Below are 19986 nucleotides of genomic sequence, written 5' to 3' on the forward strand. Positions count from 1 at the left end.
TCGCGAGCGGTGAGCCGAGGTGCGAGTCAGATGGACTGCTCGTCGCCCTGCGGGACGATCTCCGGCACCGGGCATGCGTCGACGGGCACGTCGACGTCGATCCCGTAGAGCGTGCGGATCGCGTGCAGGTAGCGGTCGGCCTCGCCGGCGCGCGCGAGCTCCCTGGCTCGCACCGTCGGTGTGTGCAGCAGCGTTCGGGCGAAGCGGCGCAGCGACTGCTCCGCGAGCTCCGACCTGGCGATCGTCTCCGCGTCGGCGCCGGCGGCGGGGCGGATGCGCGCGAGCTCGGACTCGAGCAGGCCGAACACGTGCTCGCGCAGCGCGACGATCGCAGGGTCGATGGCCCGCTCGGTCTTGCCGGCCTCGAGCCTGGCGACGGCGTGAGCGACGATCGAGCGCGCGGCCTCGAGGGCCTCGACGGACTCGCCGGGCGCATGGCGGCCGACGGTGTCGAGGTTGATGACCTGCACGTCGCGCAGGTCCTCGACGCCGGGGGCGACGTCACGGTGCAGCGCGAGGTCGACGATGGTGAGCGGGTGCCGCGCGGTCGCCCGCGCACTCGACACGAGCGCTGGCGTGAGGACGATGCTCTCGCCGCCCGAGCACGCGTAGATGACGTCGGCGTCGCGCACGGCGGCGGCCAGGCCGTCCGCCTCGATGACCGGCAGGCCCTGGCGCTCGCCGAAGATCGGGCCTCGGCCCGAGGGGGAGAAGACGCCGGTGAGCACCGCGCCGCGGGCGCGCAGGGTGGCGACGCCCGACTCGGCGAGTGCTCCGGTGCCGATGATGAGGGTGCGGGCGCCGGGCCACTCGACGGACTCGTCGGCCAGGTCGAGCGCCACGGACACGACCGAGCGGCCCGAGGTGCCCACGCCAGTGGTCGACGCGACCGCGCGGGACGTGCGCAGCGCGGACTGGAACAGGCGGTCGAGCCGCGAGGAGATGTGGTGGCGCTGCTGGGCCTCGAGGTGCGCACGTCGCACCTGGCCCGAGATCTCGCGCTCGCCCACGACCATCGACTCGAGGCCCGCGGTGACGGACATGAGGTGCTGCGCCGCGTCATCGTCCTCGTAGGTGATGAGCGCGTCGGCGACCACGTCCTCGGCGAGCCCCGACGCGGCGGCCAGGGCCGCGACGACCTCGGCCCGCGCGGCAGCGCCGTCCTCGGTCTCGAGGTACACCTCGAAGCGGTTGCATGTGGGCAGCACGACGGCGCCTGAGACGGGGGACTGGCCGTCCGCCGCGAGTTCCGCGATGCTCTTCGCCCCGAGGCTGAGCTGCTCGAGGAGCGCGAGATCGCGATTGCGGTGACTGGCCACAAGGGACATCAACATGACGCTCCATTGTGACACGGAGTCCCGGGTGCGGGTCCAGACCGACCTCAGCGGGGAAGGGGACCGGTCCTCCGGGTGAAGAAGGCGGCGAAGACGAGGCAGAATCGAGGCATGACCTCGACGACCCTGCCCGCCGGTCACCCGTTCGCGAACGGGACGACCGCGGATGCCCCGCTGATCGCCGCCCTCGAGGGGCGCGAGCCCTCGCATCGTCCCGTGTGGTTCATGCGCCAGGCCGGTCGCTCGCTCCCCGAGTACCGCGCCGCTCGCGTCGGCTCGACGATGCTCGAGGCCTGCTTCACGCCCGAGCTCGCGGCAGAGATCACGCTTCAGCCCGTGCGCCGCTACGGCGTGGACGCCGCGATCTTCTACTCGGACATCGTCGTGCCGCTCAAGGCGGCGGGCGTCGACGTCGACATCGCGCCCGGTGTCGGGCCGGTGTTCGGCGCGCCCATCCGCACGCTCGCCGACGTCGAGGCGCTGCCCGAGCTCGGCGCCGAGGGGGACGGCGGCACGTTCGACGCGGCGCTCGACCCGGTGCGTCGCGCGGTCGAGATCACGGTCGGCGAGCTGCGCGGCACGCCGCTGATCGGATTCGCGGGCGCCCCCTTCACGCTCGCGGCCTACATGGTCGAGGGCCGACCCTCGCGCGATCACCTGGCCGCGCGCGAGCTCATGTACGCCGAGCCGGACGCGTGGACGGCGCTGGTTGACTGGACCTCGGCGCTCGCGGGCCGGTTCCTGCGCGCGCAGGTGCTCGCCGGCGCATCGGCGGTCCAGCTGTTCGACTCGTGGGCGGGAGCGCTGTCCGAGCGCGACTACCAGGAGCACTGCGCGGGTGGCTCCGCGCGGGCGCTCGAGTCGGTCGCCGAGTTCGGCGTGCCGCGCATCCACTTCGCCACGGCGGCGGGGCATCTGCTGCCCGCGCTCGCCCAGGCGGGCGCGACCGCGGTCGGCGTCGACTACCGCACGCCGCTCGACGAGGCGGCCGGGATCATCCCGGACCTCGCGCTCCAGGGCAACATCAATCCCGCGCTGCTCGCCGCCCCGGCCGACGTCCTCGAGGCGCACGTCCAGGACGTCCTGACCCGCGGCGCGGTCGCGCGCGGGCACGTGGCCAACCTCGGCCACGGCATGCCGCCGCACACGGACCCCGCCGCCGCGCAGCGCGTCGTCGACTACGTCCACGAGCACGGTTGAGCCTGGACACGGTCACGCATGGGGACATCTGAGCGGGCGGAGACCGCAGTGCCACGGGCCGCCGCGAGCGAGCGCGGCCGCACGGTCGTGGTTGTGGGCGGTGGGCCCGCGGGGCTTCTCGCCGCGCGCAGGCTGCTGCGCGCGGGCGCCTCTGTCACCGTCCTCGAGTCCTCTGCTCGGCCGGGCGGCAGGGTGTCGCGGCTCGAGCTCGACGGACTCGAGCTCGACGCCGGGGCGGAGTCCTTCGCGGTGCGCGATGGCGACGTCGAGCGACTCGTGACCGAGCTCGGACTGCATGACCTCGTGGTCCCGCCCACGCCCTCGCCCGCGTGGATCGTGGGGCCGACGCGCGCCTACCCGTTGCCGCGCGCGGGCTGGATGGGAATCCCGACCCAGCCGTTCGCGTCGGACGTGATCGACGCGATCGGCATGCTCGGCGCGCTCCGCGTGTGGTGCGAGCGGTTTCTTCCCGTCAGGGAGCCCGGGCCCGACGCGACGGCGGGCGAGGTCTTCCGGAGCCGCCTGGGCACGCGCGCGACCTCGCGACTCGTGGAGCCCGTGGTTCGCGGCATCTACTCGCGGCCGCTCGACGAGCTGCGCTTCGCGGCGCTCGGGCCTGGGGTCGGAGCGGGCCTGGCGCGTCATGGCGGGCTCGTCGCGCTTGCGGCCGCCCGCCGTGCGGCGTCGCCCGCGGGCTCGGCCGTGCGCGGGATCATCGGTGGCATGGCGACCGTGACCGAGGCGCTCGCGCGCGAGGTGCGCACGCTCGGCGGTTCGCTCCGCACGGGCGCGGTCGTGGAGTCGGTGCGACGCTGCGATGATGGTCGCTGGCAGGTGGCGATCGCGGGGCAGGAGCCGCTCACGGCCGGCGAGGTGGTGCTCGCCGTCCCTCAGGCCGACGTCGTGACGCTGCTCCCGGACATCGAGAGGCGGCGAGAGTCGCGCAAGCCGGGCCGGGCCGTGCTCGTCACGCTGGTGCTCGACGCCTCGGAGCTCGACTCGGCGCCCCGCGGGACCGGGGTGCTCGCGGTCGGCGGCGTGACGCGCGCGAAGGCCCTCACGCACTCGACCGCGAAGTGGGAGTGGCTCGCCGAGCGCGCCGGTGGCCGCCACGTCGTCCGGCTGTCGTACGACGCACGCGCGATCGAGGGACTCGACCGCGAGGGCGGAGCGACGCGTGAGGGCTCGCTCGTCCACGTCGCGCTCGGGGATGCCTCGCGGCTCCTGGGCGTTGACCTGACGGCCGAGCGGCTGCGCGCGTCCGCGGTGGTCGCGTGGCCGGACTCCGCGCCGTCGGACGGGCCCGTCGTGGAGCCGGGTGGCGGCCTGAGCCTCGTGGGCTCGGCGGCTGGTCTCAGCGGTCTCGCGGCGATCGCTTCCGAAGATTTTGTTTTGAGTCATTCATAAGAGAGGATGTCGGCATGACCGATCAGCCTGAAGGCTTCACCCTGTTCTCCGTCCTCGACGGGCTTCTCGACGTCCCCGACGAGGAGCTGGCCGAGGTAGTCGAGCACTTCGACATGGCGGTCGAGGAGCTCGGCGACTATGACGTGGTCCTGCGCGGCATCTACGACGTGTCCGGGCTCCGCGCCGACGGCACCGTGATGCTCTGGCTCCACGGCCCCAAGCTTGAGGACCTTCAGCTCGCCCTGCGCGAGCTCCACGCCACCGAGCTGCTCGCCGGCACCAAGCTCGTGTGGTCCGCGGCCGGCGTGCACCGCGCCGCCGAGTTCAACCGTGCCCACGTGCCGGGCTTCCTTCGCGGCGAGCACCCCCGCAACTGGCTCACCGTCTACCCCTTCGTCCGCTCGTACGAGTGGTACCTCCTGCCGGAGGAGGAGCGCTCTCAGATGCTGCGCGAGCACGGCATGAAGGGCGCGGCGTTCAAGGGCGTCGTCGCGAACACCGTCGCCGCCTTCGCGCTCGGCGACTACGAGTGGCTCCTGCCGATGGAGGCCGACGAGGTCACCGACCTGGTCGACATGATGCGCGACCTGCGCTACACCGAGGCTCGCCGGCACGTCCGCGAGGAGCTGCCGTTCTACACCGGTCGTCGCGTGACGACCGCCGAGGCCGTGGAGGTCCTCGCGTCATGACCGATACCGCGACCCCCGCATCGTCCCTTCCCCCGCTCGCCGCATCGTCCCGCACCCTGGACGCGACGACCTACGACTGCATCCTGCTCGCCGGCTTCGGCGGCCCCGAGGGGCAGCACGACGTGATCCCGTACCTGCGCAACGTCACGCGCGGCCGCGGCATCCCCGACGAGCGCCTCGAGGAGGTGTCGCACCACTATCGGCACTTCGGCGGCATCAGCCCCATCAACGAGCAGAACCGCGAGCTCAAGGCCGCGCTCGAGGGCGAGATCGCCGCGCGCGGGCTCGACCTGCCCGTGTACTGGGGCAACCGCTTCTGGGCGCCCTACTTCTCGGACGCGCTGAAGGAGCTCCATGCGGACGGCCACCGCAAGGTGCTGGTGCTCGTCACCACGGCGTTCTCGTCGTACTCGGGCTGCCGCGCCTACCGGGAGGACCTCGCGACCGCGCTCGAGGAGACCGGGCTGACCGGGCAGATCGAGCTCGACAAGGTGCGCCAGTACTTCGACCACCCCGGATTCGTCGAGCCGAACGTCGAGGCCGTGCGCGCGGGGCTGAGGTCGCTCGCCGAGCAGGGCAAGGGCGACAACGTCCACGTGATGTTCGCGACGCACTCCATCCCGACCTCCGCAGCCTCCGTCTCTGGCCCGCGCGAGGCGCTTCCCGACGGCACGCCCGTCGAGGTGGGCGGCGAGAACGAGTGGTACGCGGGCGGCGGCTGGTACGCCGAGCAGCAGCGCGCGGTGGCGGCGCTCGTCATGGGCCGCCTTGCCGACGAGTTCCCCGGCGTCGCGTCGTCGCTCGTCTACCAGTCGCGTTCGGGAGACCCGCGCGTGCCGTGGCTCGAGCCCGACATCAACGACGCGATCGAGGCGCTGCCCGCCGACACCACGGGGCTCGTGATCTCGCCCGTCGGCTTCGTCTCGGACCACATGGAGGTCATCTGGGACCTCGACAACGAGGCGCAGGAGACGTGCGATGAGCGCGGGCTGACGATGGTGCGCGTGCCGACGGTGGGCGTCGACCCGGCGTTCGTGTCCGGGCTGATCGACCTTGTCGAGGAGCGTCACGTCGCTCCCGGGGGCAAGCCCCGCGAGCGTGCGGCGCTCACGGGCCTCGGCCCGTGGCAGGACGTCTGCCCGACGGACTGCTGCCTGGGCCGCGCCGCGAAGCCGACCATCGCCTCGGCCGAGTAGGAACGGATGCTCCGCAGCGCCCTCGCGCTGTCGCCGACGTGGCTGCGCGCGTCGTCGTGGCGCCGCGACGACTCCCAGGTCGAGACGATGTTCGGTCCCGAGCACTACGCGACCGTCGCCCTCGCGGCGGAGCGGGCGGGCTTCGATGCCCTGTTCCGCCCCGACGCGATGACCCTCGATCCGGAGAGGCTCGCCGATTCGCCGGGCTTCGCGAACATCGATCCGCTCGTGCTGCTCGCGTACCTCGCGGCGGTGACCGAGCGGATCGGGCTGTTCACGACCGCGTCGACGACGTTCGCGCCGCCGTTCCTCGTGGCGCGTCAGCTGCAGTCGCTCGATCGGGTCAGCGGCGGCCGCGCGGGCCTCAATGCGGTGACCTCGCTCGGCGGCGCGGAGAACTTCGGCGATCAGCCGATGGCCTCGTCGGAGGACCGGCTCGCGCGCGCCTCCGAGTGGCTCGACGTCGTTGCGGCGCTGTGGGCGTCCTTCCCGGACGAGGCGCTCGTGATGGATCGCGCCGCGGGTCGCTTCGCTGACCCGCATCTCGTGCGCCCCGTGGACTTCGCGGGCGAGCAGATCGCCGTCAAGGGGCCGATCGACGTGCCCGCGGTGTCGCGCGGCCGCATCCCCGTGATGATGGCCGGCGGCGGCCCCGCGTGGACCGACCAGGCGGGTCGCCACGCGGACGCCGTGTTCGTGGCGTGTCCGACGGATGAGGTGGCCGCGGCGACGCGCCTCGCGCTGAGGGATGCCGCCTCGCGGCATGGGCGCGCGGACGATGCGGTGGCGACGATGCCAGGGCTGAGCCTTCACCTGGCGGACAGTCGGGCCGAGGCCGAGGCGCTCGCGGCTGCCTCGCGCACCGAGGGTGATCCCCGGCACCCGCTCGGCGGGCCCCTGCACTGGACGGTGATCGGGACGGTGGACGATGCGGCGGACGAGATCGAGCGCCGCGCCGGGGCCGGGATCGTCGACGGCTTCGTCGCGCTGCCGGGCGGGTGGCGAGGGTCGATCGACCTGGTCACGGAGGAGCTCATGCCCGAGCTTGCGCGTCGCGGTCTCGTGCGTGGCGGAGGCGACTCGTCGACGCTCGCGGAGCGGTGGGCGCTGGTTCCTCCCTCGTAAGTGGCCATGTCGCCCGGTGACGCCAATTAAGTGACGACAATGTTGCAAAAAAAGGTGAGGTGTCGGTAAGGTCACCCTTACTCGACCGCGCCGACGCGGTGATGCCCCGCGGCCGCCCCTGGCCGTGACCGGCGCGTCCTCCTGTCAGGGAGCGGGTCAGGAACCATCCGAGAGGACCCATTCATGAGTCTCCGTAGTGCCGCTGCGGGAGCGTTCGCCGCTGTCGCCGTGCTCGCGACCGCCGCCTGCTCAGGCGGTTCGACCGCCGCCGAGGCCGAGTCGTCCGCGACCGCCACCGCATCGTCGTCCGCGTCCGCCGAGGCCGCCGCCTTCCCCCGCACGATCACCCACGAGTCGGGCGAGACGACGCTCGAGGCCGAGCCCGAGCGCATCGTCTCCACGTCGATCACGCTCACCGGCACGCTCCTGGCGATCGACGCCCCCGTCGTCGGCACGGCCGCGACGACCGTCACCGAGGGCATGACCGACGACAACGGCTTCTTCGCGCAGTGGGCGGATGTCGCGGTCGCGCAGGGCGTCGAGCCGCTCTACACCCTCAACGACGACGGGCCGGACCTCGAGGCGATCATCGCGGCCGAGCCCGACCTCATCGTCGCCTCGACCACCGGCTACGAGGCCGCGGCCGAGTTCTACGACGAGCTGTCCGCGATCGCGCCGACGATCGTCGTGAACTACTCCGACAAGACCTGGCAGGACCTCGCCCTCGAGATGGGCACGTGGACCGGCAACGAGGCCGAGGCCGAGGCCGTCGTCGCCGAGTTCGACGCCGCCGTCGAGGAGGCCGCGGCCGCGATCACGATCCCCGAGGGCGCCGTGGCCCAGGGCATCGTCTTCAACAACCTCGAGTACGACTCCGCGGTCGCGAAGATCGGCGGCACGCACGTGACGCTGCTCGAGTCGCTCGGCTTCGAGGTCGTCGACGCCGACGAGGCGCTCGACACCTACGAGGGTGCCCGCGACGACTTCATGTTCGTCTCGCCGGAGAACCTGCCCGAGGCCTTCACCGGCGACATCATCTTCCTCATCAACGGCACCGACACGCAGAAGGAGGCGCTGCTGTCGACCGAGCTGCTCGCCAACGTGCCCGCGGTGGAGACCGGCGACGTCTACCCCCTCGGCGCGACGTCGTTCCGCATCGACTACTACAGCTCGCTGATGATCGTCGAGGACGTCGTCGAGGCCTTCGGCGCCTGACACCGGTGACGGCAGTCGCAGCACGACCCACGGGCAGAGCCCCGCGCCTCGGCGCGGGGCTCTGCCTCGCCGCGTCCGCGCTCGCGCTCATGGGCATCGCCTCGCTGTTCCTGGGCGCCAGCACGATCTCACCCTCGGACGTGTGGGACGCGCTCTCCGGAGTCGACGCCGCGAGCGACGACGCGCTCATCGTCCGCACCCTGCGCGTCCCCCGCACCGTGACCGCGCTGCTGGTCGGCGCCGCGCTCGGCATCGCCGGCGGCCTCATGCAGGCCGTGACGCGCAACCCGCTCGCCGACCCCGGCATCCTCGGCGTCAATGCCGGCGCGGCCCTCGCGGTCGCGCTCGGGATCGTCGCGACCGGCGCGACGAACGCCTTCGGCTACATGTGGTTCGCGTTCCTCGGGGCGGGACTCGCGGGGGCGGCCGTCTACCTCGTGGGCGGCGCGCTCACCGCCAAGGTCTCCGTCGTCCGTCTGACTCTGGCCGGGGTGGCGGTGTCCACCGTGCTGGCCTCGCTCACGCGCGTGCTGCTCGTCAACTATCCGGGCGCGTTCGACGCCTTCCGCTACTGGGACGTCGGCACCCTGTCCGGGCGGACGCTCGACATCGCGGCGGCCGTCGCAGGCCCGATCGCGGTCGGCGCGGGGCTCGCGCTCGTCCTCGCGGTGCGGCTCAACGTGCTCGCGCTGGGCAAGGACCTCGCGACGTCGCTCGGCTCGTCGCCGCGGTGGACGTTCGCCGTCGCCGCGCTCGCCGTCATGCTGCTCGCGGGAGGTGCGACCGCGGCCGTGGGCCCGGTCGGCTTCATCGGACTCGCCGCGGCGCACGCGGCCCGTGCGATCACCGGACCGGACTACCGCTGGCTGCTGCCCTACGCCGCGCTGCTCGGCGGCATCATCCTGCTCGCCGCCGACATCATCGGCCGCGTCGTCGCGGCGCCCGCCGAGATCCAGACGGGCATCATGACCGCCGTCATCGCGGGCCCCGTGTTCATCGCGGTGGCGCGCCGCAGGAGGGTGATGGAGCTGTGAGCCTTCTCGCCTTGTCCCGAACCCGCCACCTTCGCGCTGCGGGGATGTCCTTCGCCTACTCGCCGCGTGCCGTGCTCGTCTCGGCGATGCTGCTCGTCGCCACGCTCGCCGTCGCGATCCTCTCGCTCGGCACCGGGACCATCTCCCTGAGCCCCGACGTGGTCGCGCGGGCCGTCCTCGGCCTCGGCGAGCCCAGCGACGTCCTCATCGTGCGCGATCTGCGGCTGCCGCGCGTGGCCACGGCCCTGCTCGTCGGCGCATGCCTCGGGGTCTCAGGCGCGATCTTCCAGTCGGTGTCGCGCAACCCGCTTGGCTCGCCCGACTTCCTGGGTTTCACCACGGGCGCCGCGACTGGCGCGATCCTCCAGATCATCGTGTTCGGGGGAGGGGCCGCCGCGGTCGCGCTGTCGGCGTTCGCGGGAGGCATCGGTACCGCGGTGCTCGTATACGTGCTCTCGTATCGCGGCGGCGCGACGGGCGGCAGCCGGCTGGTGCTGGTCGGCGTCGGCATGGGCGCCGTGCTCGCCGCGGTCAACCAGCTCATCATCGTGCGCGCGGACCTCGACGCGGCGTTCGACGCCCAGATCTGGGCCTCGGGAAGCCTCAACATCCGCACGTGGGAGGACGTGGTCCCGATCCTCATCGGCGCCATCATCCTCATCCCGCTGGCGCTGACGCTCCAGAAGCGCGCGTCGATGGTCGAGATGGGCGACGCGGCCGCGGCCTCGCTCGGGGTGCGTCCCGAGGCGCTGCGCCTCGCCGCGATGGCCGTCGGTGTCGCGCTCGCGGCGGCAGCCACCGCGACCGTCGGCCCGATCGCCTTCGTCGCCCTCGCGGCCGCCCCGCTCGCGCGAGCCCTCACCCGCCGCTCCGGACCGGCCTTCGGCTCGGGTGCGCTCATGGGTGCGCTGCTGCTCGCGTCCGCGGACCTGCTGTCGGGGCTCGCGAGTGACCTCATCCAGATCCCCGTGGGCCTCATGACGGGGCTGCTCGGCGGGCTCTACCTCATCTGGCTGCTGACAAGGAGCAGGCTGTGACCCTACTGACCGAAGACGCGACCCTCGCCTATGACGGCCACCGGGTCTGCGAGGACCTCTCCGTCGAGATCCCCGCAGGCGAGCTGACCGTGATCATCGGGCCCAACGCGTGCGGCAAGTCGACGCTGCTCAAGGCCCTCGCGCGCCTCCTGGCCCCGGCCGACGGCCGCGTGCTGCTCGACGGCCGCGACCTGCGCGACGTGCGCACGAAGGACCTCGCGCGGCGGCTGGGGCTGCTGCCGCAGTCGTCGATCGCGCCGCCCGCGATCACGGTGGCCGACCTCGTCGCCCGTGGGCGCTTCCCGCATCAGGGGCTGCTGCGCCAATGGTCGGAGGCCGACGCGACGGCCACGCGCGAGGCGATGGAGGCGACCGGCGTCGCCGAGCTCGCCGACCGCGTCGTCGACGAGCTCTCGGGTGGGCAGCGTCAGCGCGCGTGGGTCGCCATGGTGCTCGCCCAGCAGACCGAGCTGCTCCTGCTCGACGAGCCCACGACGTTCCTCGACATCGCCCACCAGATCGAGGTGCTCGACCTGTGCGAGGAGCTGCACGCCGCGGGAGACCGCACGATCGTCGCGGTCCTCCACGATCTGAACCAGGCGGCCCGGTACGCGACGCACCTCATCGCGATGAAGGGCGGCGCCGTCGTCGCGGAGGGAGCGCCCGCGGACATCCTCACGCCCGACCTCATCGCCGAGGTCTTCCAGGTGCGCGCGCACGTCGGCGTCGCGCCCGAGACCGGGAGGCCGCTCATCGTCCCGCTGGGGCTGGTCCCGTGACGCGCCCGGTGCCCCCGGAAAGCGCGCCCACTCCCTCGGGCTCCCTCGGTCCCGCGAGCCCCAGGCGCACGCCGATCGGCGCCGACAGGGCGCCGCTGCGCACCTCGTGCGACGCGATCGAGCGGCTGAGCGCCGTGCCGCTTGCGGTGCGGGCTACGGCCGTCGACGCATGGTGGGCCTCGCTCGAGTCCCTGCCGCTGGTCGGCGAGCCGCGCACGGTCGACGGCGTGGACTGCGTGCCCGTGACGTTCGCGACGCGGGGCGAGCACGACGAGGCGATGGTCTACGTCAACTCGGTGACCGACCGGCATCGAGAGAACGTCGTCCCGGCCCTCATGGAGCGACTCGACGGCACCGACCTGTGGCACCTCACCTGGTGGCTGCCGTCCGATCTCATGGCGAGCTACAAGATCGTCCACGGCGCGATCCCGCGCAACGCGGGGCGCGCGCGACCCGGCTGGAGGCGCATCCACGAGCGCGGGCGGGCCGATCCGCTCAACGGCCATGCGCTCGTCGATCCTCTCGGCGAGGAGTCCTCGGTGCTGGTCGGACCCCACTCGTCGTCCCATCCCGCGTGGGTCCCCGGCGACTCGACCCGCACGGGCGACCCCGTCGTCGTCCGGGAGCTCGCTCCCCACGATCCGTACCTCGACACCGTGCGGCCCGTCTGGCTGCACTCTTCCGCCGAGGCGACCTGGCTCGTCGTCCTCTTCGACGGCGAGCACTGGCGCCTGCACCTCCCCGCGGCGCTCGCGGAGTGGGGGAGGGACGATGTGGCGGTCGCCATGGTCTCGTCCGTCTCGCCCCAGGCCCGGGGCGAGGTGCTGCCGGTGCCCGAGCGGGCGGCCGCGCTCGTCGAGCACACCGTCCTGCCCGCGGTCGAGGAGGCGACCGGCCGCTCGTGGGCGGCGGACCGCATCGTCGTGTCGGGGCAGAGCTTCGGCGGTCTCGCCGCCGCGTCCATCGCCGTGAGGCGGCCCGATCTGGCGCGCACCGCGGTCGCGCAGTCGTCGTCGTTCTGGTTCCGGCCCGGCATCGAGCCCGTGCGCGGCGCGTGCGAGCCGGGGGAGCTCGTCGAGTCTCTCGGCGCGGGGGCCGACGCGAGCACCTCGCGCGTGCACCTCACGTGGGGCTCCGAGGAGGAGGACATCGCGTTCGTCGGTGCGGCCTTCGCGGAGGCCGCCTACGCCGCGGGCGCCGCGGTGACCGTGCGCGAGTATGCGGGCGGCCACGACTACGCGTGGTGGCGCTCGGGGCTGCTCGACGGCCTGGACCACGTGCTGGGCGAGGGTCCGAGCCCCGCCGACCCGACAGTCGCATCGTCCTGATCCGCTCGCGCCCTCCCGGGGCGCCCGACCCCCGATTGGTAGCCTGACGCCGTGTCGGTCTCCGAGCTGTCTGCCAGCGCCCAGAACTACCTGAAGGCCGTGTGGGGCCTCCAGGAGTGGACCGACGAGCCCGTGACGCCGACCGCGCTCGCGGCCAAGGTGGGCGTGCGGATGTCGAGCGTCTCGGACGCGGTGAGGCGCCTGTCCGAGCAGGGGCTGCTCACGCACACCCCCTACGGCGCGGTCGAGCTCACCGAGGAGGGGCGGCGCTACGCCGTCGCGATGGTGCGTCGGCACCGGCTCATCGAGACGTTCCTCGTGGACGTGCTCGGCTACACGTGGGACCAGGTGCACGACGAGGCCGAGACGCTTGAGCATGCGGTGTCGGACTTCATGATCGACCGCATCGACGAGCGGCTCGGCCAACCGTCGCGCGACCCCCACGGCGATCCGATCCCGAGCGCGGAGGGCGTGCTCGACGCGCCCGACGCGTGCCTGCTGTCCTCGGTCTCGCCCGGCGCGCGCGTGCGCGTCGAGCGTATCTCCGATGCCGACCCCGAGCTGCTGCGCTTCTTCGCCGACAAGGACTTCCGCATCGGCATCGAGCTCGAGGTACGGGAGGGTGCGCCCTTCTCGGGTGCGGTCGAGGTCCTCTGCCCGGACGGCGCCGCGCTCGCGCTCGGACAGGCCGCGACCGACGCGGTCTGGGTGACGATCGAGCCCGCGCCGCTGCGTCGCGTGTCGACTTCCAAGGTCGACAGCGACTCCACCCGCCGCGGCTAGCCTCCGCGAGGCGCGCGGTCGGTCCCGTCCCGCCGCCATGACACTCTCCGTCAATTAAGTGACATGCTTGTTGCATTAATCGTCAGCGTTGCTTAGGGTTGCCTCACGAGCCCCGCCCCGGGGGCCGAGTACGGCAAGGAGCCGCGCATGATCACCCGTGACGAGCTGACCCGGATCGCCGCCCTCGCGGGCGCCGCGCCCGAGCACACCCTGCGCCTCACCACGCACACGGGCGCGAGCATCGTCATCGGCAGCCACCCCGAGGGCTCGATGTGCGCGGACGGGTTCCGTGCGCTCATGGCCGGCTGGGACCCGGACCACGTGCCGCACGTGAGCGAGGTCATGTTCGCGGGCGCGTCCCTCGACCACGGCGTCCTGTCGCGGCCGGGCGAGCGCCTGTTCGTCACGTCGCTCTCGGCGGAGGAGACTGCCGCCTGCCTGCGTGCGCGCGAGGACTGGCCCGAGCACGCCCACGCGGTCGTGCGCGAGGACGCGCTGCTGGATCTCTCGGTCGTGCGGGTCTTCTCCGATGAGATGGACGAGTGCTCGCTCGCTGAGCTGGCAGACGACGCGGCAGCCGCCTGCGCCGTCGAGGCGCTGTGCCTCGACGTCGCGCGCGCCGCGGGCTGAGGCGAGCCTCGCGCTGACCGGACGTTCGGCGCCAGGGACGACGAAGGGCGGGGAACCCGAAGGTTCCCCGCCCTTGGCGTCCATACGGCCGACGGCTCGTCGACCGCCGCCCCTGGCCTGCCGGGCAGCGTCAGCCTCGCGCGGCCTCCTCGAAGGCGCGACGCGGGACCTCGACGCGGCTGAGCGAGACCATGTCGCGGCGGAACAGCAGCGCGATGGTCCAGTCCAGCGTGACGCGCAGCTTGCGGTTCACGGTCGGGATCTGCGACAGGTGGTAAGTGCGGTGCATGACCCACGCGGGCCAGCCGCGCATCTTCACGCCCATGATGACCGCGACGCCCTTGTTGAGTCCGAGCGAGGCGACCATGCCGAGGTGCTTGTGCTTGTACTCCTTGAGCTCGCCGCCCGAGAGCTTGGCGGCGATGTTCGCGCCCATGTGGCGGGCCTGGCGCACGGCGTGCTGGGCGCTCGGGGCGCACCAGTCGCCCTCGTCCTCGACGAGGTTCGGCACCTGCGCGCAGTCGCCCGCGGCCCAGACTCCGTCGACGACGCGGCCGTCCTGGTCGATGACCTGAAGCGTCGGGGACGAGCTCATGTGGCCGCGCGGGCCGAGCGGGAGGTCGGACGACGACATCACGGGCGCGGGCTTGACGCCGGCGGTCCAGACGATGGTGTCGGCGTCGAACTTCTCACCGTTCGAGAGCTCGACGTGGCCGTCGACGCAGCTGTCGAGCGTCGTCGACAGCAGCACGCGCATGCCGCGGGACTCGAGCTCCTTCTTGGTGTACTCGCCCATGTCCGGACCCATCTCGGGCAGGATGTGGTTCGCGGCCTCGACCATCACGAAGTTGAGGTCCTCGGGTTTGAGCTCGGGGTAGTAGCGCAGCGCGGCCTTGGCCATGTCCTCGGTCTCCGAGAACGCCTCGATGCCGGCGAAGCCGCCGCCCACGAAGACGAACGAGAGCAGGCGCTTGCGCAGCTCGGGGTTCGAGGTGGTCGCGGCGCGGGCGATGCGGTTGAGGATGCGGTTGCGGACCGCGGCGGCCTCCTCGACGAACTTGAAGCCGATCGCGTTCTCCGCGAGGCCCGGGGTCGGGAAGGTGCGCGACACAGCGCCCAGCGCGACGACGAGCTCGTCGAACTCGAGGTTGAGGTTCTCGCCGAGGTCGGTCTCCGCGGTGACGCGGCGGTCCTGGTGGCTGATGTTCGTCACCTTGCCCTGCAGGACGCGGACGCCCTTGAGGGTGCGGCGCAGCGGGACGACGGCGTGGCGCGCCTCGATCGAGCCGGCTCCGGCCTCGGGCAGGAACGGCGCGTAGGTCATGTACGGGCGGCGGTCGATCAGGGTGATGTCGACCTTCCCGCGCGCCTTCTTCTGAAGGGTCAGCGCGGTGTAGAGGCCGACGTAGCCGCCTCCGAGAATAAGCACACGAGTCTTTGACATGTGTAAACCTCCTGCTGGGTACAACCGCGTCGTGGTGCGATTGCTTCCCGCAGGCCGACGACCAGCGGCTGCGCGTGGTGATGCGTCAACTTTACCTGGTGCCGGGACCTGAGTCCCTACCGCGACCGGCATTCATCGCCGGAGCAGGGGGTTCGGAGCCAGCCGCGAATGCCCGGTCCCGCCACGAATGCCCCGCCCCGTGTGCGGGCGCGAGCCAAGTTCTCCGCGGGCGGGCCCGCAGACTACGGGAGAGCCTCTGGCTCAGCCCCGCCCGGTCATCGAGTCCACGTCGAGCAGCTCGTCGAGCTGCTCCTCGGAGATCTCGCCGCGCTTCACGAAGCCCAGGTCGATCGTGGCCTCGCGCACGGTCATCCCGCGCTTCACCGAGTGCTTCGCGATCTTCGCCGCGTTCTCGTAGCCGATCACGCGGTTGAGCGGGGTGACGATGCTGGGGCTCGCCTCGGCGAGGAAGCGCGCGTGGTCCACGTTCGCCTCGATGCCGTCGACCGTCCGCTCGGCGAGCACGCGCACGGCGTTGCCCAGCAGGCGCATCGACTCGAGCGTGCCGAGGGCCATGACCGGGATCTGCACGTTGAGCTCGAAGGCTCCCGACGCGCCCGCCCATGCGACCGTCGCGTCGTTGCCGACCACGCGCGCGCACACCATGAGCACGGCCTCGGGGACGACGGGGTTGACCTTGCCGGGCATGATCGACGAGCCCGGCTGCAGGTCGGGCAGCGCGATCTCGCGCAGACCCGTGTTGGGGCCCGATCCCATCCAGCGCAGGTCGTTGCAGATCTTCGTGACGCTCACCGCGATCGTGCGCAGCACGCCCGACAGCTCCACGAGGGAATCGCGGGCCGACTGAGCCTCGAAGTGGTTGCGCGCCTCGGTGATCGGCAGCGCGGTGTCCTCGGCGAGCAGCGAGATCACGCGCTGCGGGAAGCCCGCGGGCGTGTTGATCCCCGTGCCGACCGCGGTGCCTCCGAGCGGCACCTCAGCGACCCGGGGCAGCGCGACCAGCAGGCGCTCGATCCCGAGGCGCACCGCGGCCGCGTAGCCCCCGAACTCCTGGCCGAGCGTCACGGGCGTCGCGTCCATGAGGTGCGTGCGGCCGGACTTCACGACGTCCTTGAACTCCTCGGCCTTGCCCTCGAGCGAGGTCGCGAGCGTCTCGAGCGCGGGGACGAGGTCCTGGACCAGCGCCGCGGAGGCCGCGACGTGCACCGAGGTGGGGAAGACGTCGTTCGAGGACTGCGACGCGTTGACGTGGTCGTTCGGGTGCACGTCCCGCCCGAGCCGGTACGTCGCGAGCGTCGCGATGACCTCGTTGGTGTTCATGTTGGACGAGGTGCCCGACCCGGTCTGGAAGATGTCGACGGGGAAGTGGTGGTCGTGCTCGCCCGAGGCGACCTCCTCCGCGGAGGCGACGATCGCGTCGGCGATGTCCTGCTCGAGCACTCCCAGCTCCGCATTGGCGCGTGCGGCGGCCTTCTTCACCCGGGCGAGCGCCTCGATGTGGCGACGCTCGAGCGTGACGCCGGAGATCGGGAAGTTCTCGACCGCCCTCTGCGTCTGCGCGCGGTAGAGGGCGTCGACGGGGACCCGCACCTCGCCCATGGTGTCGTGCTCGATCCTGAACTCCGTTGTCATGTCGCTCATTCTGTCAGGGGACCGCGAGGGTGTGGTCCGGTGGTCGATCGGTTCCGCCGGTGGTGCGGGCGTGGTGTCAGGCGTCGAGCTCGTCGCGGGTCGGCGGGTTGGCGCCCGCGCGAGACACGGTGATCGCGGCGATGCGCACGCAGCGCTCGAGGATCGCGCTCACGGTGCCCAGGTCCATCGACTGGAGCGCACCCCGCTGCTTCGCGCCGAGGACGCCCTCCGCCCACAGCCCATCGATGAGGCCGGACATGAACGAGTCGCCGGCGCCCACGGTGTCGGCGACGTCGACGCGCTCGGCGCGCACATCGACCTGGCCCTCGGCGCTCCACGCGGATGCGCCTTCGCCCCCGCGGGTCACGATCACGAGAGCGGCGCCGAGGCCGAGCCAGTGCTGCGCGACGTCCTCGAGCTCCTCGCCGGGGGCGAGCCACCCGACGTCCTCGTCCGAGGCCTTGACCACGTCCGCGAGGCGGATCATGCGCTCGACCGCGACGCGCGCCGTGGCGGGGTCGCCCATGAGCGACGGCCGCGCGTTCGGGTCGTACGTGACGGTCGCGGTGTCGCGCGCCGCCTCGACGACGGACAGCACCGCGGAGGCTCCCGGCTCGAGCACGGCAGCGATCGAGCCGGTGTGGACCACGGTCGGAGACAGGCGGTGCATCGGGGAGTCGGCCAGGTTCCACTCGAGCGCGAACTCGTAGGTCGCGGCGCCGGTGTGGTCGAGTGTCGCCGCCGCGACCGAGGTCGCCGCCGCGCCGAGCGAGCCGGGGCACAGCGTCACGCCCGACGACCGCAGGTGGTCGCTCACCAGGGCGCCATCCGCATCGTCCCCGAGCCACGTGAGCAGCTCCGCGTCGCGTCCCAGCCGTGCGAGGCCGAGCGCGACGTTCGCGGGCGATCCACCCGGGTGGCGGGTGACCGAGCCGTCCGCGGCGTGCACCACGTCGACCAGGGCCTCGCCGATCACGAGCGCGTGGTCGGTCATCCTGCGTCCTCATCGGCCGGGACGACGCCCACGACGCCTGCGTCCGCCATGTCGTCGCCGCGCACCTCCGAGATGCGCTCGCGGGCGCCGTCGAGGAGGTCCTGGCAGCGGGCGGCGAGCGCCTCGCCCCGCTCCCACAGGCCCAGGGACTCCTCCAGAGTGGTCTCGCCGGCTTCGAGCCGGGCCACGATCGCGATCAGCTCGTCGCGCGCGTCCTCGTAGGCCATCCCGGCCACGTCGTCGGTAGTATTCGGCACACGACAACGGTAGCGCGTCGATGAAGACGCGCCCAGGGGGCACACGACTCACGATGGGGTGAGACATGTTCAGCGATGGCCACATGCAGCAGACCGCGCTCGCACGCCTGCGACAGGTGATCGAGGAGGGCGGCGACGAGACGGACCTCGCGAGGCTTGCGAACAGCGAGGAGGCGCTTGTGCGCGCCGCGGTGGCCGAGCATCCGCTCACGTCGATCCTCGCGCTTCTGAGGCTCGCGGAGGACGAGGCGATCTCGGTGCGCGCGGCTGTCGCGCGCAACCGCCGCGAGGACATCCCCGAGGACCTTCACGAGCGGCTCGCAAGCGACGCTCACGTGGAGGTGCGGATGGCGCTCGCCTCCAATCCGACGATCCCGCAGCGGGTCCTGGATCGGCTGGCACGCAGCCGAGACAAGGACGTCGCGCAGATCGCGCGGCGGAGGGTCGCCGAGCAGGGCGGCGCGAAGGGGATGCTCGCGCGGATGGCGCTGCCGCTGCGATAGGAGCGTGCCGTGCCCGGACGCGCCGAGCCGCGCAGTATCCGTAGCCGCGGCGAGCCGCCCAGTGTCAGTAGAGCTCGGGCTCCTCGCCTTCGAGCCCCTCGACCTCGGCGATGAACGTGCCCTGGGCCACTCGCACCAGCACCTGGTCTCCCGGGTCAAGCACGCTCGCGTCCCGCACCACGTCTCCCTCGGAGTCGCGCACGACGGCGTAGCCGCGGTCGAGCGTCGACTGGGGGCTGAGCGCCCGGAGGCTCGCGGCGAGCTCGCGGGCGCGGGCGTCCGCGGCGCTGAGGATATCGACGAGCGCGCGCCCGCACGCATGATGGAGCGCGGTCAGGCGCTCGCGGTGCGGGTCGAGCATGCGCGAGGGGTGCGCCATCACGGGGCGCGTGCGGAAGGTGGCGAGTCCGCGCTCCTCGCGATCGAGCCGGGCAAGGAGCGCGCCGCGCATGGTCGCCGTCGCGCGCTCGACGCCCGCACGCTCCTGCGCGGCATCGGGGACGATGCGCTTTCCTGCGTCCGTCGGGGTCGAGGCTCGGAAGTCGGCGACGAGGTCCAGCAGGGGAGAGTCCTTCTCGTGGCCGATCGCGCTGACGAGCGGCGTCGCGATGCGAGAGGCCGCGCGCACCATCTCCTCGTCGCTGAAGGGCAGCAGGTCCTCGAAGGCTCCGCCGCCGCGCGCGACGACGATGACGTCGACGCCATCCGTCTCGTCGAGCTCGCGCATCGCGGCGACGACCTCGGGCACCGCGCGCGGTCCCTGCACGGTGACTCGGCGGATCTCGAAGCGCACCGCGGGCCAGCGTCGCTGCGCGTTCTCGACCACGTCGTGCTCGGCGTCGCCCTGGGTCGCGCACACCAGCCCGACCACACGCGGCACGAACGGGAGCGGGACCTTGCGCTCGGGGGAGAAGAGGCCCTCCTCGGCGAGGGCGCTCTTGAGCATCTCGAGGCGCGCGAGCAGGTCGCCGAGGCCGACGGTGCGGACCTCCTTACCTCGGAGCTGGAGGGAGCCGGACTTGGTCCACCACTGGGGCTTCGCGTGGACGACGATGCGCGCGCCGTCCTCGAGCGGCGTGCCCAGCTCCTCGACTGCCTTGGCCGGGAGGGTCGCGCCGAGCGACATGTTCTCGTCGGTATCGCGCAGCGTGAGGAAGACCAGGTCGCGCCACCGCTTCACTCCCAGGACCTGGCCCTCGACCCATACGGGGGACATGCGGGAGATGTACTCGCCGATCTTGGGGGAGAGGTGGCGCACGGGCCACGGCCGTTCGGGAGTGGTCTCCGCGGCGGTGCCAGGAAGCATGACGGGCCCCGGTTCGTTGTCCCCGTGGAAGCCGTCCGCGTCACTCACGGACCCCAGCCTGCCACTTAGGAT

General features: G+C 72.4%; 19 protein-coding genes. 13 read left to right on the forward strand and 6 right to left on the reverse strand.

Annotated features, from left to right (window positions below; all coding sequences use genetic code 11):
* Positions 1–26 precede the first annotated feature (26 nt).
* Positions 27–1334 carry a glutamyl-tRNA reductase gene (locus B7K23_RS07220; RefSeq protein WP_159451350.1) on the reverse strand — a complete coding sequence of 436 codons (1308 nt, stop codon included), beginning with the start codon at positions 1332–1334 and terminating at the stop codon, positions 27–29.
* Between the two features lie 111 nt (positions 1335–1445).
* Here B7K23_RS07220 and hemE point away from each other — a divergent pair, with 111 nt between their 5' ends.
* From hemE to B7K23_RS07280, 12 genes are all read left to right on the forward strand, one after another.
* The gene (gene hemE, locus B7K23_RS07225; protein ID WP_084125671.1) at positions 1446–2534 is read left to right on the forward strand and encodes a uroporphyrinogen decarboxylase; all 1089 of its coding nucleotides are present in this window, start codon (positions 1446–1448) and stop codon (positions 2532–2534) included.
* A gap of 18 nt (positions 2535–2552) precedes the next feature.
* Complete coding sequence (locus B7K23_RS07230) at positions 2553–3941, forward strand: NAD(P)/FAD-dependent oxidoreductase (RefSeq protein ID WP_084125672.1); 1389 nt, start codon at positions 2553–2555, stop codon at positions 3939–3941.
* A 14-nt stretch (positions 3942–3955) separates the two neighbouring features.
* On the forward strand, positions 3956–4630 hold the full coding sequence (gene hemQ, locus B7K23_RS07235) for a hydrogen peroxide-dependent heme synthase (protein ID WP_084125673.1): 675 nt from the start codon (positions 3956–3958) through the stop codon (positions 4628–4630).
* Entirely contained in the window at positions 4627–5826 is a 1200-nt protein-coding gene (locus B7K23_RS07240) for a ferrochelatase (RefSeq protein WP_084125674.1), read from the forward strand. Before hemQ ends, B7K23_RS07240 begins: the two co-directional genes overlap by 4 nt.
* A gap of 6 nt (positions 5827–5832) precedes the next feature.
* On the forward strand, positions 5833–6951 hold the full coding sequence (locus tag B7K23_RS07245) for an LLM class flavin-dependent oxidoreductase (RefSeq protein WP_084125675.1): 1119 nt from the start codon (positions 5833–5835) through the stop codon (positions 6949–6951).
* Positions 6952–7134: 183 nt separating this feature from the next.
* Entirely contained in the window at positions 7135–8166 is a 1032-nt protein-coding gene (gene fepB, locus B7K23_RS07250) for a Fe2+-enterobactin ABC transporter substrate-binding protein (protein WP_084125676.1), read from the forward strand.
* Between the two features lie 5 nt (positions 8167–8171).
* On the forward strand, positions 8172–9200 hold the full coding sequence (locus B7K23_RS07255; RefSeq protein ID WP_234996438.1) for an iron ABC transporter permease: 1029 nt from the start codon (positions 8172–8174) through the stop codon (positions 9198–9200).
* Between the two features lie 11 nt (positions 9201–9211).
* Entirely contained in the window at positions 9212–10237 is a 1026-nt protein-coding gene (locus tag B7K23_RS07260) for an iron chelate uptake ABC transporter family permease subunit (protein WP_234996439.1), read from the forward strand.
* Positions 10234–11016, forward strand: a complete 783-nt coding sequence (locus tag B7K23_RS07265; RefSeq protein WP_084125677.1) for an ABC transporter ATP-binding protein — start codon at positions 10234–10236, stop codon at positions 11014–11016. The genes B7K23_RS07260 and B7K23_RS07265 overlap by 4 nt, the downstream gene beginning before the upstream one ends.
* A gap of 8 nt (positions 11017–11024) precedes the next feature.
* Positions 11025–12344: an enterochelin esterase domain-containing protein gene (locus B7K23_RS07270; protein WP_143338140.1), complete on the forward strand. Its 1320-nt coding sequence runs from the start codon at positions 11025–11027 to the stop codon at positions 12342–12344.
* 51 nt (positions 12345–12395) lie between these two features.
* Entirely contained in the window at positions 12396–13127 is a 732-nt protein-coding gene (locus tag B7K23_RS07275) for a metal-dependent transcriptional regulator (RefSeq protein WP_084125679.1), read from the forward strand.
* A 147-nt stretch (positions 13128–13274) separates the two neighbouring features.
* Positions 13275–13757: a hypothetical protein gene (locus tag B7K23_RS07280; protein WP_084125680.1), complete on the forward strand. Its 483-nt coding sequence runs from the start codon at positions 13275–13277 to the stop codon at positions 13755–13757.
* A 130-nt stretch (positions 13758–13887) separates the two neighbouring features.
* Here B7K23_RS07280 and B7K23_RS07285 read toward each other — a convergent pair whose 3' ends face one another.
* From B7K23_RS07285 to B7K23_RS07300, 4 genes are all read right to left on the reverse strand, one after another.
* Positions 13888–15201, reverse strand: a complete 1314-nt coding sequence (locus B7K23_RS07285; protein ID WP_084125681.1) for an NAD(P)/FAD-dependent oxidoreductase — start codon at positions 15199–15201, stop codon at positions 13888–13890.
* 261 nt (positions 15202–15462) lie between these two features.
* Positions 15463–16863, reverse strand: a complete 1401-nt coding sequence (locus B7K23_RS07290) for an aspartate ammonia-lyase (protein WP_084125682.1) — start codon at positions 16861–16863, stop codon at positions 15463–15465.
* Between the two features lie 67 nt (positions 16864–16930).
* Complete coding sequence (locus B7K23_RS07295) at positions 16931–17848, reverse strand: carbohydrate kinase (protein ID WP_084125683.1); 918 nt, start codon at positions 17846–17848, stop codon at positions 16931–16933.
* Entirely contained in the window at positions 17845–18075 is a 231-nt protein-coding gene (locus B7K23_RS07300; protein ID WP_084125684.1) for an exodeoxyribonuclease VII small subunit, read from the reverse strand. Before B7K23_RS07300 ends, B7K23_RS07295 begins: the two co-directional genes overlap by 4 nt.
* A 95-nt stretch (positions 18076–18170) precedes the next feature.
* Here B7K23_RS07300 and B7K23_RS07305 point away from each other — a divergent pair, with 95 nt between their 5' ends.
* Positions 18171–18608: a hypothetical protein gene (locus tag B7K23_RS07305; protein ID WP_084125685.1), complete on the forward strand. Its 438-nt coding sequence runs from the start codon at positions 18171–18173 to the stop codon at positions 18606–18608.
* Between the two features lie 64 nt (positions 18609–18672).
* Here B7K23_RS07305 and xseA read toward each other — a convergent pair whose 3' ends face one another.
* Positions 18673–19962, reverse strand: a complete 1290-nt coding sequence (gene xseA, locus B7K23_RS07310; RefSeq protein ID WP_234996440.1) for an exodeoxyribonuclease VII large subunit — start codon at positions 19960–19962, stop codon at positions 18673–18675.
* Between the last annotated feature and the right edge of the window lie 24 nt (positions 19963–19986).

The sequence above is a fragment of the Demequina sp. NBRC 110054 genome (assembly GCF_002090115.1).
In the GTDB taxonomy this organism is placed as follows: domain Bacteria; phylum Actinomycetota; class Actinomycetes; order Actinomycetales; family Demequinaceae; genus Demequina.

Bases quoted from the DNA above. Each gene is read 5' to 3' on its own strand.
- B7K23_RS07280 (WP_084125680.1), top strand. From the start codon at position 13,275: ATGATCACCCGTGACGAGCTGACCCGGATCGCCGCCCTCGCGGGCGCC.
- B7K23_RS07290 (WP_084125682.1), bottom strand. From the start codon at position 16,863: ATGAGCGACATGACAACGGAGTTCAGGATCGAGCACGACACCATGGGC.
- hemE (WP_084125671.1), top strand. From the start codon at position 1,446: ATGACCTCGACGACCCTGCCCGCCGGTCACCCGTTCGCGAACGGGACG.
- B7K23_RS07220 (WP_159451350.1), bottom strand. From the start codon at position 1,334: ATGTTGATGTCCCTTGTGGCCAGTCACCGCAATCGCGATCTCGCGCTC.
- hemQ (WP_084125673.1), top strand. From the start codon at position 3,956: ATGACCGATCAGCCTGAAGGCTTCACCCTGTTCTCCGTCCTCGACGGG.
- B7K23_RS07295 (WP_084125683.1), bottom strand. From the start codon at position 17,848: ATGACCGACCACGCGCTCGTGATCGGCGAGGCCCTGGTCGACGTGGTG.
- B7K23_RS07245 (WP_084125675.1), top strand. From the start codon at position 5,833: ATGCTCCGCAGCGCCCTCGCGCTGTCGCCGACGTGGCTGCGCGCGTCG.
- B7K23_RS07285 (WP_084125681.1), bottom strand. From the start codon at position 15,201: ATGTCAAAGACTCGTGTGCTTATTCTCGGAGGCGGCTACGTCGGCCTC.
- fepB (WP_084125676.1), top strand. From the start codon at position 7,135: ATGAGTCTCCGTAGTGCCGCTGCGGGAGCGTTCGCCGCTGTCGCCGTG.
- B7K23_RS07240 (WP_084125674.1), top strand. From the start codon at position 4,627: ATGACCGATACCGCGACCCCCGCATCGTCCCTTCCCCCGCTCGCCGCA.
- B7K23_RS07300 (WP_084125684.1), bottom strand. From the start codon at position 18,075: ATGGCCTACGAGGACGCGCGCGACGAGCTGATCGCGATCGTGGCCCGG.
- B7K23_RS07305 (WP_084125685.1), top strand. From the start codon at position 18,171: ATGTTCAGCGATGGCCACATGCAGCAGACCGCGCTCGCACGCCTGCGA.
- B7K23_RS07230 (WP_084125672.1), top strand. From the start codon at position 2,553: ATGGGGACATCTGAGCGGGCGGAGACCGCAGTGCCACGGGCCGCCGCG.